Annotated in this window: 20 protein-coding genes, 1 tRNA gene and 1 pseudogene; 3 read left to right on the forward strand and 19 right to left on the reverse strand. The window is 32.2% G+C overall.

Going from position 1 to position 20,924, the window contains the following annotated elements; translation table 11 throughout:
* Nucleotides 1–7: 7 nt before the first annotated feature.
* The 3 genes from rsmH to bshC form a co-directional block, all read right to left on the reverse strand.
* Nucleotides 8–943: a 16S rRNA (cytosine(1402)-N(4))-methyltransferase RsmH gene (gene rsmH, locus SBL16_RS00080; RefSeq protein ID WP_107611888.1), complete on the reverse strand. Its 936-nt coding sequence runs from the start codon at nt 941–943 to the stop codon at nt 8–10.
* A gap of 14 nt (nt 944–957) precedes the next feature.
* Nucleotides 958–1,389, reverse strand: coding sequence for a division/cell wall cluster transcriptional repressor MraZ (mraZ, locus tag SBL16_RS00085; protein ID WP_011276022.1), 432 nt, complete (start codon nt 1,387–1,389; stop codon nt 958–960).
* 142 nt (nt 1,390–1,531) lie between these two features.
* Nucleotides 1,532–3,145 (reverse strand): bacillithiol biosynthesis cysteine-adding enzyme BshC, encoded by a 1,614-nt coding sequence (gene bshC, locus SBL16_RS00090; RefSeq protein ID WP_107611887.1) that lies wholly within the window; start codon nt 3,143–3,145, stop codon nt 1,532–1,534.
* Nucleotides 3,146–3,335: 190 nt separating this feature from the next.
* Here bshC and SBL16_RS00095 point away from each other — a divergent pair, with 190 nt between their 5' ends.
* Complete coding sequence (locus tag SBL16_RS00095) at nt 3,336–3,779, forward strand: N-acetyltransferase (RefSeq protein WP_107611886.1); 444 nt, start codon at nt 3,336–3,338, stop codon at nt 3,777–3,779.
* An 82-nt stretch (nt 3,780–3,861) separates the two neighbouring features.
* Here SBL16_RS00095 and SBL16_RS00100 read toward each other — a convergent pair.
* From SBL16_RS00100 to SBL16_RS00115, 4 genes and pseudogenes are all read right to left on the reverse strand, one after another.
* Nucleotides 3,862–4,555, reverse strand: a pseudogene (locus tag SBL16_RS00100) (YjjG family noncanonical pyrimidine nucleotidase).
* Nucleotides 4,556–4,665: 110 nt separating this feature from the next.
* Nucleotides 4,666–4,800 (reverse strand): phenol-soluble modulin PSM-beta-1, encoded by a 135-nt coding sequence (locus SBL16_RS00105; RefSeq protein WP_037536258.1) that lies wholly within the window; start codon nt 4,798–4,800, stop codon nt 4,666–4,668.
* A gap of 64 nt (nt 4,801–4,864) precedes the next feature.
* Nucleotides 4,865–4,999 (reverse strand): phenol-soluble modulin PSM-beta-2, encoded by a 135-nt coding sequence (locus tag SBL16_RS00110; protein ID WP_011276027.1) that lies wholly within the window; start codon nt 4,997–4,999, stop codon nt 4,865–4,867.
* Nucleotides 5,000–5,058: 59 nt separating this feature from the next.
* Nucleotides 5,059–5,193: a phenol-soluble modulin PSM-beta-3 gene (locus tag SBL16_RS00115; RefSeq protein ID WP_107635757.1), complete on the reverse strand. Its 135-nt coding sequence runs from the start codon at nt 5,191–5,193 to the stop codon at nt 5,059–5,061.
* 833 nt (nt 5,194–6,026) lie between these two features.
* Between SBL16_RS00115 and SBL16_RS00120 the strand changes: the two genes are divergently transcribed.
* Nucleotides 6,027–6,100, forward strand: a tRNA-Arg gene (locus tag SBL16_RS00120).
* Between the two features lie 421 nt (nt 6,101–6,521).
* On the opposite strand, the gene SBL16_RS00125 is transcribed toward SBL16_RS00120, so the two are convergent.
* From SBL16_RS00125 to zapA, 12 genes are all read right to left on the reverse strand, one after another.
* Nucleotides 6,522–7,031 (reverse strand): YfcE family phosphodiesterase, encoded by a 510-nt coding sequence (locus tag SBL16_RS00125; RefSeq protein ID WP_107611885.1) that lies wholly within the window; start codon nt 7,029–7,031, stop codon nt 6,522–6,524.
* Nucleotides 7,031–7,612 carry an XTP/dITP diphosphatase gene (locus SBL16_RS00130; RefSeq protein ID WP_053018965.1) on the reverse strand — a complete coding sequence of 194 codons (582 nt, stop codon included), beginning with the start codon at nt 7,610–7,612 and terminating at the stop codon, nt 7,031–7,033. Before SBL16_RS00130 ends, SBL16_RS00125 begins: the two co-directional genes overlap by 1 nt.
* Nucleotides 7,613–7,628: 16 nt before the next feature.
* Nucleotides 7,629–8,429 (reverse strand): glutamate racemase, encoded by an 801-nt coding sequence (racE, locus tag SBL16_RS00135; RefSeq protein ID WP_037536248.1) that lies wholly within the window; start codon nt 8,427–8,429, stop codon nt 7,629–7,631.
* Nucleotides 8,430–8,606: 177 nt separating this feature from the next.
* A complete protein-coding gene (gene sdhB / locus SBL16_RS00140) occupies nt 8,607–9,455 on the reverse strand; it encodes a succinate dehydrogenase iron-sulfur subunit (protein WP_107611884.1) in 849 nt (282 codons plus the stop codon).
* Nucleotides 9,455–11,221: a succinate dehydrogenase flavoprotein subunit gene (gene sdhA, locus SBL16_RS00145; RefSeq protein WP_053016987.1), complete on the reverse strand. Its 1,767-nt coding sequence runs from the start codon at nt 11,219–11,221 to the stop codon at nt 9,455–9,457. The genes sdhB and sdhA overlap by 1 nt, the downstream gene beginning before the upstream one ends.
* 123 nt (nt 11,222–11,344) lie before the next feature.
* Complete coding sequence (locus SBL16_RS00150) at nt 11,345–11,959, reverse strand: succinate dehydrogenase cytochrome b558 subunit (RefSeq protein ID WP_011276091.1); 615 nt, start codon at nt 11,957–11,959, stop codon at nt 11,345–11,347.
* Nucleotides 11,960–12,340: 381 nt separating this feature from the next.
* Complete coding sequence (gene uvrC / locus SBL16_RS00155; protein ID WP_182477415.1) at nt 12,341–14,128, reverse strand: excinuclease ABC subunit UvrC; 1,788 nt, start codon at nt 14,126–14,128, stop codon at nt 12,341–12,343.
* Between the two features lie 97 nt (nt 14,129–14,225).
* The gene (gene trxA / locus SBL16_RS00160; RefSeq protein ID WP_011276093.1) at nt 14,226–14,540 is read right to left on the reverse strand and encodes a thioredoxin; all 315 of its coding nucleotides are present in this window, start codon (nt 14,538–14,540) and stop codon (nt 14,226–14,228) included.
* A 195-nt stretch (nt 14,541–14,735) separates the two neighbouring features.
* Nucleotides 14,736–17,087, reverse strand: coding sequence for an endonuclease MutS2 (locus SBL16_RS00165; RefSeq protein WP_107611882.1), 2,352 nt, complete (start codon nt 17,085–17,087; stop codon nt 14,736–14,738).
* 9 nt (nt 17,088–17,096) lie between these two features.
* On the reverse strand, nt 17,097–18,809 hold the full coding sequence (gene polX / locus SBL16_RS00170; RefSeq protein ID WP_037536239.1) for a DNA polymerase/3'-5' exonuclease PolX: 1,713 nt from the start codon (nt 18,807–18,809) through the stop codon (nt 17,097–17,099).
* Between the two features lie 74 nt (nt 18,810–18,883).
* On the reverse strand, nt 18,884–19,405 hold the full coding sequence (locus SBL16_RS00175; protein WP_107611881.1) for a CvpA family protein: 522 nt from the start codon (nt 19,403–19,405) through the stop codon (nt 18,884–18,886).
* On the reverse strand, nt 19,406–19,672 hold the full coding sequence (zapA, locus tag SBL16_RS00180; RefSeq protein ID WP_011276097.1) for a cell division protein ZapA: 267 nt from the start codon (nt 19,670–19,672) through the stop codon (nt 19,406–19,408).
* Between the two features lie 280 nt (nt 19,673–19,952).
* Here zapA and rnhC point away from each other — a divergent pair, with 280 nt between their 5' ends.
* Entirely contained in the window at nt 19,953–20,885 is a 933-nt protein-coding gene (gene rnhC / locus SBL16_RS00185) for a ribonuclease HIII (protein ID WP_317952208.1), read from the forward strand.
* Nucleotides 20,886–20,924: the final 39 nt, after the last annotated feature.

The following is a 20,924-nucleotide window of genomic DNA, read 5'->3' on the forward strand; positions in this document are numbered from 1 at the left end:
TTACTCCTTATTTTAAAATTTCTGCAACACGTAATTTTGCACTGCGCGCTCTGTTATTTTCATCCAAATCTGTATCCGTTGCCGTAATTGGTTTGCGATTTACTCTCTTGAGTTTAGGTGTGTAAGCTTCAGGAATAATTGGTAATCCTCTAGGCACATCAGGACCATTTTCATACTCTTGAAACATCTGTTTGCATAATCTGTCTTCTAAAGAGTGGAAAGTGATTACTGAAATTCTGCCTCCAACTTTTACAAGCTCGATTGCCTGCTCAATTGAATCTTCGAATGCAGATAATTCGTCATTAACAGCAATACGTATAGCTTGAAATACACGTTTTGCAGGATGACCACCTTTTCTTCGAGCTTTAGCAGGAATGCCTTCTTTAATGATGTCAACTAGCTCTAATGTAGTTTCGATAGGCTGATGTTCACGATGTGCTTCGATTCGTCTCGCTATTTGTTTAGAAAATTTTTCTTCACCATAGCGATAAAAAATCTTCACAAGTGCTTCATATGGCCATTGATTGACTACTTCGTATGCGCTAAGTTGCTGCGTTTGATCCATTCTCATATCAAGTTTAGCATCATGATGATAACTAAATCCTCGCTCTGGAACATCCAACTGTGGACTAGAAACGCCTAAGTCATAATAAATTCCGTCTACCTTTTCAATGTTTAAGTTTTTTAAAATGTCAGTTAATTCTCTAAAGTTACTATGTACGAACGTGACTTTATGTAGATGATCTTTCAATACTTCTTTAGCATTATCTAATGCTGTAGTGTCTTGATCAATCGCAATTAATCTACCGTCATCGTTTAATTGATTTAATAAATAGAGTGCATGACCCGCGCCACCAAGCGTACAGTCTACGTAAATACCATCTTCTTTGATGTCTAAATAATCAATTGTTTCGTTAAGCATAACGCTAATATGATGAAACACGACTTATTCCTCCATTAAAAATCAAAATCTATTAAATCTTCAGCAATATCTTCGAAACTCTCTTCAGATTCATCATAAAAATCATTCCAAGTTTCTCTATCCCAAATTTCAATTCGATTTGAAACACCTATTACTGTACATTCTTTAGTTAAACTAGCGTACTTCCTCAAATTTTGAGGAATGTTAATACGCCCTTGCTTATCCAATTCTACTTCGATGGCACCTGAGAAGAACATACGCATAAACTTACGTGCGTCTTTCTTTGTCATAGGTAAGGTTTTCATTTTTTCTTCTATTTGTTGCCACTCTTCAAGTGTGTAACCGAATAAACATTTATCAAGGCCTCGCGTGATAATAAAACGTTCGTTTAAGTCATATCTAAACTTAGATGGAATTATCATACGTCCTTTAGCATCAAGTTGATGTTCGTATTCTCCCATGAACATTATTATCACCTCACCTTATTTATAATTTACCACATATCCCCACTATCCTCCACTAATTCTGTAAAATATCTTAAAATTCTTTTTTTTATACAAAAAAAACCTATTTTATCATTTCGATAAAATAGGTCTAAAGCTTGATTTATTAAGGTTTAATGATGATTTGATCAAATGTATATTCAAGTGGTGGGAAAGTGGAGGGACTAAACACATCAATCCCAAAATCATTCATAATTTGTAGTGGATTCCAGATTCTTTCTTGTAATCCGTGGTGAGGATGTAATACTAAATCCAATTCTCTAAATTGTCTCATACTAATATCATTCTCACGTTCAATATTTAACAAATAGCGTTTCAATAAATAATCAAATTGTTTATTATGAATTTCTTCATTTTTAGTTACTAAATTTAAATTATCTTGATTTTCCTTAACTTCATTTAATAATTGTTGATACACATTTTTATGTTTTGCTTTCAATTCTTCTACTTGTTGTATAAACGTATTGGAAGCTTTTTCACGTACAAATTCATTTTTGTCATCATCGATACCATTTTGAATAACTTTTTCAACATTTAGGCTGTATTGTTTAAGTAGTTTTTGTGTTCTTTCCATCATATATGTCATCTTCATACGTGGAAGAACGATCGGCATTTCTACATTAAGTAATTTGAATACATTATTTAGTTCTGCCCAATATTTAATTTCACTTGGACCACCTATGAATGCTACTGTATTAAATAACCATTCTTCCATGACTGGTCTCGTAACGACGTTGTTTGAGAAACGCTCCGGCTCTGTCTCTATTAATTCAATTAATTCCTCTTCAGAGTAAGTAATATCAGATTTACTTAATTTAAAATGATTATCTTCTTTTGATATTAATTGACGCATACCATCCTCATGAAGGAACAAATGTACATTAGTATCTGTCTGTATCATTTGTGTTAATCCCGATGCAATGGTTTGCTCTTGTGTTTGTCTGAATACTTGATTAATTTTAGAATGATTATTTACTATTTGTTTGAGTAATGGCTTTTCAAGTTGTCTAAGCTTATCGTTCTGTGCATCGATGAGTAGCACACCGTGTTCTTTAAAGACCGCATGCAATAAAGCCTTAAATATATCAGTCCAAGTATCAAACTCATTAATAATTTCCACGCATAATTTATATAAAGGTTTAGAATGTTTAGTTTCTTTTAATTCTTCGAAGAAAAGATTTAATGCATTAAGCATAGCTTCCTTATCAGGAGTATATCTTGAAACATTTGTTTCTGGAGGCGTCATTGTATGGTACTTTACTTTCTTTAATTGCGCCTCATTCGCATTATAAACATACGTATGATTCACTTCATCAAAATCATGATCCTCTCCAGCAATCCAAAACACAGGAACAACCGTTTCACCGTATTCTTTAGTTAGTTGACTACTTAACGTTACTATCGAAAGAATTTTATGGAAAGTGTATAAAGGTCCCCCAAACAATCCTGCTTGTTGACCTCCAATAACTACTTTAGCTCCTTGTTCAAGCGCCTCAATATGCTCTAGCTGAGAAGTAGTTAATTTCAAATCGGCCATATAGTCTTTAATGATTTGTGCTAATTGTTTTTCTCTACCATTATTAGGACGTTTCATCCTAGTCGTGAAACTAGCTGTCTCAACTGGGTTATATTGATAAAATTCTAATAAACTTTTATCACTTTCTTTTAATTTTGAAATAAATGAATCTTTTTCTTTAAAATGAGTTACTCGACAGTCCATATCTATACTCCTTCAACATAGCTATTACTCATATAGTATAAAGATTATAACATTGTATGACAATTTAACGGCTTAAAAATTTGTAATTTTTGAAGTGAAATTTACCCTTTCGTCCTAAAAATACAATTGAATGAAATTTACATATTATTTAAGTTATAATATAACAAAAGAAATAAGGGGGATAACGCAAATGAGTGAAGTAAAACATCTTGAAATTAATTATAAAACAGACGAATTGTTTGAAGCTTTTAGAGAATTCGGTAACAAAGATTTATACATGGTTGAAGAACTACAAGGCCAAATGATCGATGCCAGTTCTGAATCACCATTCTATGGCATCTTTCACGGTGAAAACCTTGTTGCCCGAATGGCTTTACTAAAAAAGGGTGACATTGAAGAAATTTACTTCCCAGAATTCGATGATTATTTACTACTTTGGAAACTAGAAGTTTTAGATAACTATAAAAATAAAGGGTACGGTCAGTCACTTATTGATTATGCAAAATCTTATCATATGCCTATCAAAGCCATTGCACGTCAAAATTCTAAAGAATTTTTAATGAATCAAGATTTTGAGGATGTACACGCTAAAAATCCTGAAGGTCATGATGTACTCGTATGGTCTCCTAAATAATTAAATAGAATATGGAAAAGCTATGGAGTGATAAAAATTCTATCAGAATCTTTACCACTCCAACTTTTTGCATAAAATGTTTTTACTCATTTTCAATTAAATCAACTAATTCACTCAATGATTTAATTTCGTAATCTGGATTTATATCAGAATTATTCTTTTTATTTCTTACATTAAACCAGCATGTAGCTATTCCCGCATTTTTTCCGCCTAATACATCTGAAGTTAATGAATCACCTACAATAATGGTAGATTTTCGTTTGTCCTTACCAATTTTTTCAAACACATAATCAAAAAAACTCAATCATTGGCTTTTGATAACCCGTTTCCTCTGATATAAATACACCATCAAATGTGTCTTTAAATTGTAATTGAGCGATACGTCTTTTTTGAGTATCTGTAACACCATTAGTAACAATATAAAGCTCATTGTTTTGAGCTAATCGATCTATCGTTTCTAGAGTGGAATCAAAATGCTTAATGGGTGCTTTTGCTAATTCATCCCTAAAAGTAACATCTGCTTGTTTACCATCCACTTCAATACCATAATAATTAAAATATTCAATGAATCTGTGTGAAAGAACTTCTTCTTTAGTTAGTTTATTCTTTTGAAAAGCCTCCCAATGTGCCTGATTAATTTGTTTAAAAAATTGAAAGTCTTCTGCTGTTGGGTAATGATGATAATGTTTGGCCATATTGTGAAAAGCTTTATCTTCAGCATCATAAAAATCAACTAATGTATCATCGAAGTCTAATAATATTGTATTATATTTCATATTTTCATCCTTAACGTTTATTTTCTAAAATCTATTTTAACAGAAATATATTTATAAATTAAAAAAAGACCAGAGCGCTTGCCCTGGTCCATGATAATTAAAATTTCAAATTAGAAGCCGAAAATTTTACCTAAAGCACTGATTCCATTTTCTACGATACCTACGATGCTTGTACCCATTTTACCCCAGTCTTTATCTTGTCCTGCTTGTACTGCTGCTGCAATTGCTTCTGCTAATTTTTGCATATTTATCTCTCCATTTCTCTATATTTTTTTATGATTCAAACTAAGTTTTAAAATAAACGTTAAATTAGAAACCAAAGATTTTACTTAATTCAGTTACACCGTTTGAAACGATATCTAAGATGCTTGTACCTAATTTAGTCCAGTCTTGGTTTTGACCTGCTTCGATTGCACTTTTTACTGCGTTTGCGATTTTTTCCATGATTACTATCTCCTTTATAATGTTTATTTATATTTTCAATAAATGTTATATGTGGAAACTTAGAATCCGAATAATTTACCTAAAATGCCAACACCGTTTTCTACGATACCTACAATGCTTGTACCTAATTTAGTCCAATCTTGGTTTTGACCTGCTTGAACTGCATCTGAAATTGCTTGTACTAATTTTGACATTTAAATCGCTCCATTTCTTTTTATTTAAAGTATTTAAATCTTAATGTATGAAATTCAATAGATACATTAAGCTATTTCTTAAAACCAAAAACGATTAATTGGTAAGTTTTTGTTTACCTATCGTTTTGTTACTTATACTATATAGTGATTTATGCTATTTGCGTTCTATCTTTCTTAACTTATAAATTAGACATCAAAACTGTAGACCTTTGATTATATAAAACACACTTAGGCATTCAAATATGTTGTGCAAAATCTGACAATTCTGCAAACGTTTACAAGAACTTTACATTGGCTTTATATTTTTTTAAAATTCACCTTGTTTTATAAACGCTTTAACCTACTAGTAGATCCATTGCAAGTCTAGGATTCTCAATACAACCATTTATTTAAACAGACAAGTGAATATATTCTAGTCCTTTTCAACTATTTAATTAATCGTAATGTTAATCATTGCAACTTTATTAATTTCTGTATTTCACTATTTATCATGATACTTTTATTTAGTAATTGGATTGAGTATATGAATAGTAGATGAGAATTATTTCAACACTTAGGATCTATTTATTACTTTATTCATTCATAGATGTTCATAATTTGTTCATAGTTGCTTATAATGTCTCCTATTGGTTCTATACATTTGATTACTTCTGCGTCCATATGGCTTGAAGATATTAATTCAATTGCTCGACTTTATGTGTTATTGCACTTGCACATAGTCGATATGAGTTACAAATACACATAATTAGTGAAAAATATAAACTTTTTTTATATTAAAGCTATTGCTAAATAAGGTTTCTTTAGCTATAATAATTCTTGTGTTAAAAATTCATGTCCTGGTAGCTCAGCTGGATAGAGCAATGGCCTTCTAAGCCATCGGTCGGGGGTTCGAATCCCTCCCAGGACGTCATTAACTAAAAATTACATATATTTTTAGGTTGAGAACGCTGTTATGACGGCGTTCTTTTTATTTTGTCTTGTAATTAGATACCATAGAAACTAAGCTAAACTGCACCAAAAATAGAAAAACCCGCCATGTTATGACGAGTTTCTGAGATAATATTGTTATACTGTTAGTTTAAAAATTTTCGACACATATTTGACACGTGATCAACAACTTTTTTACCTAAATAATTTAGTTTTTAAATGTAAGTATTAAATTAATTATTGAAATGACCAAAGTGACTATTGCAAAATAAAACGTTAAAGACGTTAGTTTTTCACTTCTCAATTTAAAAACTCCATTCAATATTAATATTCTAATAACCAATATTATATGTATTGGAATAAACACTTAGGAGTTAATTAAATGCTTAAGTGTCTATATATCAAACTTCAAATTCAATCGTTTCTATAATATGATTATCTCGATTTCTATAGTTTAGAATAGCACTACCATTTACTTCATCAATAACGAGTTCGGCAAACGTTTCTTCAATACTACTGCGAGATTGTGATATACTGCCTGGATTTATGACATGTACACCATCTAAATGCTCATATTTTGCAACATGAGTATGACCATAAAATGCAAATTGACATCCCTGAGATTTGGCTTTTTGTGCTAAATGCATACGAGTTTGATTTACTGAATACAAATGTCCATGAGTATATAAAGCCTTTATACCATTTATTACCACTTCTTCTTCATTAGGAAATTCAGGATAAAAGTCACAATTCCCTTTTACTCTTCTATATAGACTTAGTTCAGTATCATTATATTCAAATTCTGAATCCCCTAAATGTAATAAAACATCAGCATCCTTATGCGCTTCATATAAGTGATATAAAATACCAGATTCTGTATGATTGTCACTGACGATAAGCCACTTTGTCATTACTTTTCACTCTCCAAATAAGCATTCAATTTCTTAATTGCATTACCTCTATGACTGATTTCACTCTTTTCTGTTGCAGTAAGTTGAGCCATAGTTTTACCTTTTTCAGGCACATAGAAAATAGGATCATAACCAAAACCATGCTCACCCTGTCTTTCAGTAGTAATCACTCCAGAAACAGTACCTTTGAAAGTTTGAGTAGTTTCATTAGGTGCACTCATACTAATGACGCAAACAAATTGTGCATCTCGATTTTCGATACCATCTAAATTTTTTAATAATTTATCAATATTAGCATCATCACTCTTATCTAATCCTGCATATCTAGCTGAATAAACGCCAGGTTCGCCATTTAGAGCTAATACCTCTAATCCACTATCATCTGCTATCACACGTTTATTCAATACTTTTGCAGCTTCTTCAGACTTTAATCGTGCATTCTCTTCAAAAGTTGTTCCCGTTTCCTCTACATCAAAGTCTTTTATTAGTTCTGATATACCTATCACATTGTCATTGGGAAAAATTGATTTAAAATCATTAATTTTACCTTTATTATTTGTAGCAATTACGATGTCTGCCATTCATATTCCTCCTTGATTATTCATCTACACTGATGCGTTCAACTTCAACATCTAATTTTAACCATTGTAAAATGATATTTTTAATATGCACTGTATCTCCAGTAGCAAAGAATCTATGCTCTGGATGTTGTGTATAGCTCGCATGTTCATTACTAAAAGTTAATAAAGCACTAACTTCACGTGCTGTTTCTAATCCAGAGGAAATAACTTTTTTCTCTCCTCCAAAATAATCATTTATAGGCTTATATAACAATGGATAGTGTGTGCAACCTAAAATTATCGTATCTGCATCAGTATTTCTCCACTGCTTTAACGTTTGATGAATGACAATACTTGTAATTGTAGGATCATCGTAGCGCATTTGTTCAACTAGTGGAACAAACCCTGGGCAAGCTACACCATAAACATGGACGTTTGGATTAATGCGCTTAATATGATGTCTATACGCCTCAGATTTAATAGTTCCTTCAGTCCCTAAAATTAAAACATTTTGATTTTTAGTAGTCATAATAGCTGTTCTTGACCCTGGCTCAATAACTCCAATAACTGGAATAGGCAACATTTGTTGCAAATGTTCTAATGCTACAGCGGTAGCTGTATTACAAGCTATTACAAGCATTTTAATATCAAATTGCATTAATTTATTAGCAAGTTGAGTAGTAAATTGTTTAACTTCATCACCAGGTCTTGGACCATAAGGACATCTTGCAATATCCCCTAGATAGTAAATTGTTTCGTTAGGTAATTGACGCATGATTTCTTTAGCAACTGTCAACCCACCAACACCTGAATCTATAACACCAATTGGTTTATTCATCTTCATTCATCCTTATAACACATAATACATTTATTTTATCATATACATGCTAAGAGTTTGACTAATCCGATTAAGCATTCATATACATAACTTAAAATGCTTTATATAGAAAAAAGTAGTTAATCAATTCAATTAAGAATCATTAACTACTTTTCAAATTATAATTAAATGTATATATTAATCCACTTTGTGGTCTGAACCGAAGAATGATTTAAACATATGGAATGTTGTTTCTCTGTTCATAGCTGCGATAGAAGTTGTCAAAGGAATACCTTTCGGACAAGCATTTACACAGTTTTGAGAATTACCACATTCTTGCAAACCGCCAGCACTCATTAAAGCGTCTAATCGTTCGTCTTTAGTCATTGCACCAGTTGGATGTAAGTCGAATAAACGAACTTGAGAAATTGCCTGAGCACCAACGAATTTATTATTTTGCGTTACATTAGGACAAACTTCTAAACAAACACCACATGTCATACATTTAGATAACTCATAAGCTGTTTGACGTTTTTTCTCAGGCATACGTGGTCCTGGTCCTAAATCATACGTACCATCAATCGGAATCCAAGCTTTCATACGTTTTAAGTTATCAAACATTCTAGTACGATCCACTTGTAAATCACGAATAACAGGGAATGTACTCATTGGTTCAAGACGAATAGGTTGTTCTAATTGATCAACAATTGCTGAGCATGATTGTCTAGCACGTCCATTGATGACCATTGAACAAGCACCACAAACTTCTTCTAAACAGTTCATATCCCATGTAACAGGTGTTGTTTTTTCACCTTTGTTATTTACTGGATTACGTCTGATTTCCATTAAACATGCGATTACGTTCATATTTTCTTTATAAGGAATTTCAAACGTTTCTTCATACGGTTTAGAATCTTGATTATCTTGTCGTTTGATAATCAACTTAATTGATTTTTGTTTTGGTTCTTTTTGCTCTTTTTCATTTGTATTGCTATCGTTTTGGCTAAGTTCTTCGGGAGTGTCTTTTACTGATTGATTGTCAGCCATTATTTTTTACCTCCTTTAGACTTACTTGTATAGTCACGTTTACGTGGTGGAATTAAACTTACATCAACTGGTTCATAAGTAAATTTAGGCGCTTCTTCTCTACCTTGATATTCAGCTAATGTTGTTTTTAACCATTCATCATCATTACGGTCAGGGAATTCTGGTTTGTAATGTGCGCCACGAGATTCGTTACGATTGTAAGCCCCAATTGTAATTACACGTGCTAAAACTAACATGTTCCACAATTGACGAGTGAAGAATACAGCTTGGTTACTCCAAGTTTGTGTATCTTCCATATCAATATTTTCATAACGTTTCATTAATTCGACGATTTTTTTATCTGTTTCTAATAATTTATCGTTTTCACGAACAACTGTTACGTTCGCTGTCATAATTTCACCAAGTTCACGGTGAAGTTTATATGCATTTTCAGTTCCACGCATATTTAATAATTTATCAAAGCGTTCTTGCTCTTCATCGACACGTTTTTGATAAATGCTGTCATCTAATTCAGTATATGTTGTTTCTACATTCTCAACATATTTTATTGCATTAGGGCCAGCTACAGTACCACCGTAGATTGCAGATAATAATGAGTTGGCACCTAAACGGTTACCGCCATGTTGAGAGAAATCACATTCCCCAGCTGCGAACAATCCTTTAATATTAGTCATTTGATCATAGTCTACGTATAAGCCACCCATTGAATAGTGAACGGCCGGGAAGATTTTCATTGGTACTTTACGTGGGTCATCACCCGTAAATTTCTCATAAATTTCAATAATACCACCAAGTTTAACATCTAATTCATGTGGATCTTTATGAGATAAATCAAGATAAACCATGTTTTCCCCGTTTATACCTAATTTCTGATTGATACATACATCAAAGATTTCACGCGTTGCAATATCACGAGGTACTAAGTTACCATAATCAGGATATTTCTCTTCTAAGAAGTACCAAGGTTTACCGTCTTTGTATGTCCAAATACGACCACCTTCACCACGTGCTGATTCACTCATTAGGCGTAATTTATCATCACCAGGAATAGCTGTTGGGTGAATTTGAATAAATTCACCATTTGCATATTTAGCACCTTGTTGGTATGCAATTGATGCCGCTGAACCTGTATTAATCATTGAGTTTGTTGTTTTACCGAAGATGATACCAGGTCCACCAGTTGCCATAATAACGGCATCTGAACCAAAAGATTTAATTTCAGAAGTTGTCATATTTTGAGCTACGATACCTCTTGCAGCATTGTCCTCATCTTTAACAATTCCTAGGAATTCCCAACCCTCATACTTAGTTACTAATCCATCTACTTCAAATGAACGTACTTGTTCATCAAGTGCGTACAATAATTGTTGACCAGTAGTTGCACCTGCAAAAGCAGTTCTGTGATAAAGCGTACCACCGAAACGTCTAAAGTCTAATAGACCTTCTTTTGTTCTACTAAACATAACGCCCATACGGTCCAATAAATGAATGATTGATGGAGCAGCTTCAGCCATAGCTTTAACAGGTGGTTGGTTTGCTAAGAAGTCCCCACCATAAACTGTATCATCAAAGTGAATCCAAGGAGAATCCCCTTCACCTTTGGTATTTACCGCACCGTTAATACCACCTTGGGCACAAACAGAGTGCGAACGTTTAACAGGTACAATTGAGAATAAATCTACATGCGCACCTTGTTCTGCAGCTTTAATTGTTGACATCAGACCGGCAAGTCCTCCACCGACAACAATAATTTTTTTCTCTGCCATAGAAAAGTCACTCCCCTAAAATATATCGATAGCTTAACGTAATTGCTTAAGCTCATTTGATAAGTACTTGATATAAATACTTATCTAAAATTCAACGTACTATATATGATTACAAATTGTGTTTTATACAAATGCGAAAATTGCAGATACTCCAATGTATCCTAAAACTAAGAATACGATTAAAGAAATCCAAGTGAATACACGTTGTGATTGTTTAGATTGTAAGAATCCCCATGTTACAAAGAATGACCATAAACCATTTGAGAAATGGAAAATAACACATAAAACACAAACGATATATACGATAACCCAAATTGGATTTTCAAGTGTTTTGTGCATCAATTCAAAATCAACTGCTTTACCAAAGAAGTATTTTTGAATTGTAGTTTGCCATAAATGCATGAAGATAAATACGAATGTCACAATACCTGAAAATCTTTGTAATGCAAACATCCAGTTTCTAAATAAAGAATAATGACCGATATTTTCTTTAGCTGTAAATGCAATGTGAATACCATACAAACCGTGATATAAAATTGGAATATAAATTAATAAAAATTCAACTGCTAATAAAAATGGAATTGATTCCATAAAGCCAGCTGCCTTATTAAAAGCCTCTGCCCCTTGTGTTGCTTGATGGTTCACAATTAAATGAACAACTAAAAATGCACCAATTGGAATAATACCTAGTAACGAGTGAACACGTCTAAGGTAGAATTCATTTTTAGACTTTGCCAAAAGGAGTCCCCCCTGTAAAACTATTGATTTAAATAGTTTATTTATAAGAAAGTCTTTTCAATCAAGAAACATCATAATGATTTACTATTTTATTTAGTACTTGTCCATTGTTAAATTATTGTGACAATAATCAATAAATATCGGTTCTATTAAGAACTATGTAAACAAGTAGGACTTAAAAAAGTAAATAAATCATATTTGTTTTAATGAGAAATGCTAGTATTACATTAATCATTAATAAAAACACTTTAATGATAATGTTTCTCAATTAGAAAACGCTTCCATACTTTCTTAAAAAAATAAACTTTTTGTTAACTGTATTGTAACATTTTTTATATGTTTTTGGGCTATGAGAATAATTCTCATAGCCCTTTTTTTTAATTAATCATTTGATAGTGCTTGCTGCAAGTTTATTGCAACCTTTTCAGGAAGTCCCGCTTTCTTCAAATCCGCTACACTCGCTTCCTTCATTTTCTTAATCGAACCAAATGTTCTTAATAAACTTGTCTTGCGTTTACTTCCAATTCCATCAACAGTGTCCAATACTGATTGTAATCCTGTTTTTTGACGTGTTTGACGATGGAATGTAATTGCGAAACGGTGTACTTCATCTTGAATTCGATGTAATAAATAGAATGCTTGACTATTCTTCTTCAATGGTACAACTTCTGCATTTGGTCCATAAAGTAACTCTGACGTTTGGTGTTTATCATTTTTTCTTAATCCAGCGACCGGAATATCCAGTCCTAGTTCATTCTCAAGAACATCTAATACACCTGACATATGTCCTTTCCCACCATCAACTATAATCAAATCAGGTAATGGTAAGCCTTCATTTAGAACACGTGTGTATCTACGACGAACAACTTCTCTCATTGATTTGTAGTCATCAGGTCCATCAACTGTTTTGATTTTATATTTTCTATAACCTTTTTTATCTGCTTTTCCATCAACAAAGGTTACCATAGCAGACACAGGGTCTACACCTTGTATGTTTGAGTTATCAAATGCTTCAATACGAATAGGTGTTTGAATACCCATTCGTTCACCGAGCTCCTCTATTGCCTTTATTGTACGTGATTCATCTCTAGCAATTAGCTCGAATTTATTTTCAAGAGCGACTTCAGCATTATGGTTTGCTAAATCTACCATCTCTTTTTTTGCGCCACGAGCTGGCTGTACAATTTTAGTATCTACTACAGATTGAATCATATCTTTATCTAAATTTTTAGGAACATGTACTTCTTTGGGTAATATATGCTGATTTAAACTATAGAATTGGCCTATAAATGTATAAAATTCTTCTTCTTCAGATTGCTGTTGTAAAGGAATCATTGTAGCATCTCTTTGTATCAAATTACCTTGACGAATAAAGAAGACTTGAATGCACATCCACCCTTTAGAGACACTATAACCAAACACATCTCGAATCGTATTATCAGATGACATAATTTTTTGTTTTTTAGTTAAATTATGAATATGTTGTATTAAATCACGATATTCTTTTGCACGTTCAAAATCTAATTTTTCACTAGCATCCATCATACGATCTTCTAAATTTTTAAGTATAGTTTTATCTTCACCATTTAAAAAATCACTTATTTCACGAGTCATTTGTGCATAAACTTGTTGATCAACATCATATACACATGGTCCCATACATTGTCCAATGTGATAATAAAGACATAATTTATCAGGCATTTTATCACATTTTCTAAAAGGATAAATACGGTCTAATAACTTTTTTGTCTCTTGAGCTGAATAAGCATTAGGGTATGGTCCAAAATATTTTCCAGTACCTTTTTTAACTGTACGCGTAACAATTAACTTTGGATGCTTTTCTTTAGTAATTTTTATAAATGGATAACTTTTATCATCTTTTAATAGAATATTGTAGCGAGGCTGATACTGTTTAATTAAATTTAATTCTAAAAGCAAGGATTCAGTTTCACTTGAAGTTACTATAAATTCAAAATTTCGGATTTCTCCTACCAACCGAGTAGTTTTTGCATCATGTGCACCTGTGAAGTATGAACGTAATCTATTTCTTAAACGCTTGGCTTTGCCGACATAAATCACTTGATCATTACGATCTTTCATTAAGTAACAACCCGGTTCAAATGGAACTACACTTAATTTATTTTTAATTTTCTCTTTGTAGTCTGACAACATTTATCCTCCTTCCCATAAAATTAACTACACATAAAAAAGACGGAGCTATTACATTCTATGTAATGCCCCAGTCTCATATACGTTCAAATTATTCTTAAAGATGTTTATCTAATACTTCAGCTAAGTTTTCTTTAGGTTGGAAACCTACTACTTTATCAACTGGTTCACCGTCTTTAAATACGATTAAAGTTGGGATACTCATTACTTCAAATTTAGCTGCTGTTGATGGGTTTTCATCAACATCTAATTTTAAAATATCAGCTTTTCCATCATAATCTCCAGCTAATTCTTCTAAAACTGGTGCGATCATTTTACAAGGTCCACACCAAGTTGCCCAGAAATCAACTAATTTAACGCCTGATTGAATATTTTCATCAAAGTTTGAATCCGTTACTTTTACGATTGCCATAAATGCCAATCCTCCTTAAATTTTGAATGATGAGCAAATTATAACAGACTTTAGTAGTACGTGCATTGCAGTTGCTCACTTATTAACTATCTATCAATAATTGTCGAATCTCACTCATATCATTTTATTTTCACTGGCTTAATTGTACGTTATTTTCTAAAAAAATCAACAACACTGCTTACACTTTAATATACCTTATTTAAGTTCAGCTACTGTCACACCAAAACCACCTTCACTTGGCATACCACCACGATATGATTTAACACTTTTATGTTTTTTCAAGTGATTCTGTACGGCTTTTTGAAGTGCACCGGTACCTTTCCCATGAATAATATAAACTTGCTCATAATTACTCAAGACAGCTTGGTCAATATATTGATCTAATTCGCCAACTGCTTCCTCATAACGATAACCACGTAAATCTAATTCAGTTTTAATTGTTTGACGATTTTGTCGAGTTACCATCTTAGTTGGCTTCTCTTTTTTCTTTTTAGTTTTTTCAAGGTCCTCAATAGGTAATTTCATTTTAATAATACCCATTTGAACAACTGCTTCTTCTTCATTTACAAGTTCTAATACTTCGCCCTTTTGACCATATGATAATACTTTGACCTCGTCACCTTCATGTATTTCATCATATTTTTGTTTTTGCACATCTTGTTTTATTGATCTCTCTTCATATTGATCATCTAATTGTTTCTTTTTATCAATAAGTTCGTGTTCTTTGACATCTGCACCTTTTTGATCACGTAATGTTCTTAACTCTTTTAAGATTGTATCCGCTTCTTTAGTAGCAGATTTAACACGTTGATTTGCTTTTTCTTTAGCTTCATCCATCAATCTTTTCTCATAATTTTTATACTGCTCGTATTGTTGCTCTAGATCGTCATGAGTTATTTTAGCTTCTTTTAAAAGTCTATCTAATTCTATTCGTTGTTCATCAACACGTTTTGAATTCTTTTCAAGAGATTCAATCATTGAATTAATTTCTTGTTCATCAGTCCCAATCATGGTCTTAGCTTTATTAATAATACCTAAGCTAAGTCCTAATTTGCGGGAGATATCAAATGCATTTGAACGACCAGGTACACCCATCAACAATTTATACGTGGGACTTAACGTATTAACATCAAATTCAACACTAGCGTTCATGACACCTTCACGATTATAACTATATGCTTTCAATTCTGGATAATGTGTTGTAGCCATTACTAATGAACCTATTTCACGAACGTGATCTAAGATACTCATCGCTAACGCTGCACCTTCACTTGGATCAGTACCTGCACCTAATTCATCAAATAAAACTAAACTATTTTTATCTGTCTCTTGCAAAATTTCCACAATATTCTTCATATGTGAAGAAAAAGTGGATAGTGATTGTTCAATTGATTGCTCATCACCTATATCACAATAAACATTTTCAAAGACACTTAACTGACTACCATCTAATGTCGGAATTAGTAAACCTGATTGTGCCATAATAATAATTAATCCAAGTGTCTTTAATGTAACTGTTTTACCACCCGTATTTGGACCTGTAATTATGACAGTTTCAATATCATCAACAAATTCAATTGTATTAGCTACAACCGTATCTTTATTTAATAGTGGGTGATATGCATTAGGTAAATAAACGGTTCTATCTTTGTAAAATGTAGGTTTCGTTCCTTTAATTGAGCGTGCATATCGTGCTTTAGCTGTTAAAAAGTCAATTTGTCCCATGACTGATTCAGCAATTAAGCAACCATCTGCTTCGGCAGCAACCATACCTGTTAATTCTGTTAAAATACGCTCACGTTCTACTGCTTCATCATTTCGTAAACGACTGATTTGATTATTCATTTCTACAATCGATGATGGTTCGATATAAAGCGTTTGTCCAGAGGCAGATTGATCGTGAACAATCCCTTTGAAATCTTGGCGATATTCGGCTTTAACCGGTATAACATTACGATCATTACGTACCGTTATAATAGCATCAGATAATTTCTTCTGATTGGCTTGGCTTTTAACGATACGGTCTAAATTTTGTCGTATGCGTTGGTTTGTACTTGAAATTTTACTTCGTATACCTTGCAATTCATAACTTGCGCTATCATATAAATCGTGTGTATCACATTTTTCATTTATCTCTTGGAAAAGATCCGATAAAATTGGTAATTGGTTCATTTTATCATTCAAAATTGGATACTTAACAACTTGTTCATCTTCTTCTAATAATTGATTATAAAATGTCTTAAATTGATTTTGAACTTGAATTAAACGTTTAACTAAATTTAGCTCTGTAACATTTAATACGCCACCTATATTTGCACGATGAATCAATGGTGAAATTTTGGCTAAACCACTTAAACTTGGCAAACGATGTTTATTATAAATTTGTGAAATTTCATCTGTCTCATTCATTTGAAATTCTACTGTTTCAAAGTCAGTGGCTGGAGACATCTTAGACACTTTTTCACGCCCTAAGTCACTTATTGTTTCCGAAGCTACAAATGACTTGATTTTATCAAATTCTAAGACGTCTAATGTTTTTTGTCTCATACAATCCCTCTATTTCTTCAACTTTTTATTATTTCCAACAAAATCCTTAAATGCTTGACGAGACATTGTGTTAATTACTCGATCTTTATTTACAAACCCTTTTTGAGCAGTGGCTACACCATATTTCATAAAGTCTAAATGATCAATATGATGAGCATCTGTATTAATTGTTAATTTTACATTAGGATATTTTTTAACTGTTTCAGCATTTAAGTCTAATCGCTTAGGATTTGCGTTAATTTCCATTATTGTATTTGTTTCTTCTGCTAACTTCATTAATCGATCGATATTCGGTTTGTACCCTTCTCTTCGACCGATAATACGTCCTGTTGGATGAGCGATGTGTCGTACATATGGATTTCGACATGCATTTTCCAAACGTTTCATAATCTCTTCTTCTGATTGATTAAAGCTTTGGTGAATCGCAGCTATAACATAGTCAAGTTGTGATAACACATCATCATCATAATCTAACGAGCCATCAGGAAGAATATCCATCTCTGTGCCTGAATAGATATCTATTTCTGCATATTCTTCATTTAGCTTCTTAATTTCTTCATTTTGACGTAATAAACGTTCAACTTGTAACCCATTTGCGACTTTAAGGCTTTGTGAATGGTCAGTAATCACCATGAATTGATAGCCTTTTTTTATATTTGCTTCAATCATATCTCTAATAGAAAAAGCACCATCACTATATGTGGTATGCATATGAATATCTCCGTTAATATCATCCAAAGTAATAATATCACTTAAATCTTTATCAAATTCGCTACCGTCTTCACGTAAAGCGGGTGCAATCCATTCACTACCGAAATGTTGATAAATCTCTTCCTCACTCTGTAACTGTAGTAAAGAGCCATCTTGCTGTTCAATTCCATATTCACTTATTTTTTCATTTTGCGCTTTAGCCATTTGTCTTATACGAATGTTATGATCTTTAGAACCTGTAAAATGTTGTAATGTGTGATAGAACGCAACTGGCTCAATAAGGCGAAAATCTACGCCAATAGTCTCATCATCGTACGTCAACTCTAATGAAACTTTCGTTTGGCCAACAGCAACATCTTTCACTTTATTAGGTATATTTAAAAGTTGTTGTTGTACTTCGTCTGGATGCTCCGTACTAATAATATAATCCAAATCTTTACTCATTTCTTTATAACGACGGAAGCTTCCTGCTTCTGAGTATCTCTCAATACTATCAATTGTTTCTAAATAATCGATTATGACACGATTTAAACCTCGCATAGTGTCTATTGGATAGCTATCTTTTTTTGCTCCTAAAGCTTTAACTGCTTCAAGTATATTTTGTTCAGTTTTTTTAGCAAAACCACTTAGTTCGCTCACTTTTCCACTTTCACAAGCCAATTGTAAACTTTCTTTATCTGTAATATTAAGTTCTTTATATAATTTAGCTATTTTTTTACTACCTAATCCTTGAATCTTCATCAATGGAATCAAGCCTTCTGGAACAAGTTGTTGTAATTCTTTTAAATAACTTGATTCACCTGTTTTACGATATTCATCAATGACTTCCCCTACACCTTTACCAATACCTTTTAATTCAGTAACATCCTCAATTTCATCAAGTGGTCGTTCATCAATTTCTAAGCTTTGAGCTGCTTTTCTATACGCAGATACTTTAAACGTATTTTCCCCTTTTAATTCCATATATATAGCTATTTTTTCTAATAATTGAATTACATCTTTTTTTGTCATTCCAATCACTCCATAAAAAGAAGACCAGGACATTTAACAAAGTAGCCTTGTCCTGACCTTATATCAGTTTTGTTTTATAAATTTAAAATATAAGACGAGAAAAATGGTGTATGAAACAAGATAAGTTTGCCTATGTACGCATGTTGTAAATTGTGTTGTAACCACTCAATTGGATACAATGCTAGCACATAGATTGATAACTGTATTGCAACGACTGCCATCACTACACTTATTAAACTACCAAATTGTCTACTGATTTGGTTAATCATTCGATACGTCACTATATTATCAAAAGTAATTATTATAAGATATAAAATCAACTTACAAAGTGAGGCAATTAGTAAAAATGCAATAATTGTATCAAAGCGTTGCTGCAAATCATTAAAATGAAAAGCATACTTCATATCATATGCAATTGTCTTTGGAAAAGGTATAAATACAATTAACTGCGAACTAATTCGCTGATAAAATTGATGTGCTATAACTAATGAGACTATCGTTGAAAATAAATGTAAACTATTCAACCATACCCCTCTTCTATACCCTATAATAAGACCATACACAATTATAATAGCTATCGTAAAATCAATAATCATCTATTCTTCTCGTTGTTTTAATTGTTGTATTTCTTGTAATAGTTTACGATTTTCTTCTTCTAATTTAACCTTTTCATGCATAATATTAACCGCTGTTAGGATTGATTTTCTTGTAGTATCTAATCCTGTTGATTTACGTCCCATTTCTTTTAACTTTTCATCAACTAAATGTGCTACGTAACGAATATGCTCGGGGCTGTCTTCACCAATGATAGTATAATTCTGATCGTTAATCGTGACATTGATTCGATTTCTAAATTCTCCCATAGCAATAACTCCTGACATTATTTATTTTTTAAGCCTATCAATGGTTACATGTAAATAACCATCTCATCTTGTACTTCGATTTAGTATGCACTTTACTCAATTTATGTAGTAGAATATCACAACTTATTATACATTAGGATATGTTGTTTGGTAAGTAGCTAACGCGTAATCATTTTAATTAATGTAAATTTGAACTATATAACTGTTCTGATGAACGTCCTTAATATGTTATGCTTATCTATGTTTTATTATATTTTTAAAAGTGAGGATCAACTAGCTTATGTCAAACGTCGTTCATAAATTATCAGAATCTGAAATCCAACATCTCTTACAACAAATTACATTTGAAACATCTCAATTACCTCCAGGAATGAAAGCGAGAACTAAATACAAACAATCTGTGATAAATATTTATAATTCAGGCAAAGTCATGTTTCAAGGAAAAAATGCGGAAGCTGTTGCCCAACAATTACTTCCAGATCATACCACTACTTCCAAGAATTCATCATCTTCTAACCTATCTTCAGGTGAAACATTAGCTTATAATCATTATAATTGTATAGGAAGTGATGAAGCAGGAAGTGGTGACTACTTCGGCCCTCTAACTGTTTGTGCTGCTTATGTTTCTAAGGAGAATGTTAAAATTTTAAAAACACTTGGTGTGGATGATTCAAAAAAATTAAATGATCAAAAAATAATCGAACTTGCTGAACAATTGATTACATTTATTCCTCATTCACTTTTAACGCTTGATAATCCAAAATATAACGATAGACAGGCTATTGGTTGGTCCCAAGTTAAAATGAAAGCTGTATTACATAATGAAGCTATCAAAAACGTCACCCAAAAAATTAATTGCAATGAGTTAAATTATATCGTAATTGATCAATTTGCAGTACGTGGTGTTTATCAACGCTATGCTTTAAGTTCACTACCTTACCCAGAAAAAACTAAATTTGAAACGAAAGGTGAATCTAAAACATTAGCAATCGCAGCTGCTAGTATTATTTCAAGATACGCCTTTGTTAAACATATGGATCATATATCACATAAAATGAAACAAGATATCCCTAAAGGTGCTAGTAATAAAGTAGATTTGATAGCTGCTCAAATTATTGATAAACATGGAATAGAAACATTAGATATGATATCAAAAAAACATTTTAAAAATCGACAAAAAGCCCAAAATTTAGTGACTAAAAAATATAAATAAATTTATAAAGAGACGAATTCCATTAATACAGAATTCGTC

It is taken from the genome of Staphylococcus sp. NWU MK-U1, assembly GCF_033283505.1.
GTDB classification, from domain to species: Bacteria; Bacillota; Bacilli; order Staphylococcales; family Staphylococcaceae; genus Staphylococcus; species Staphylococcus haemolyticus.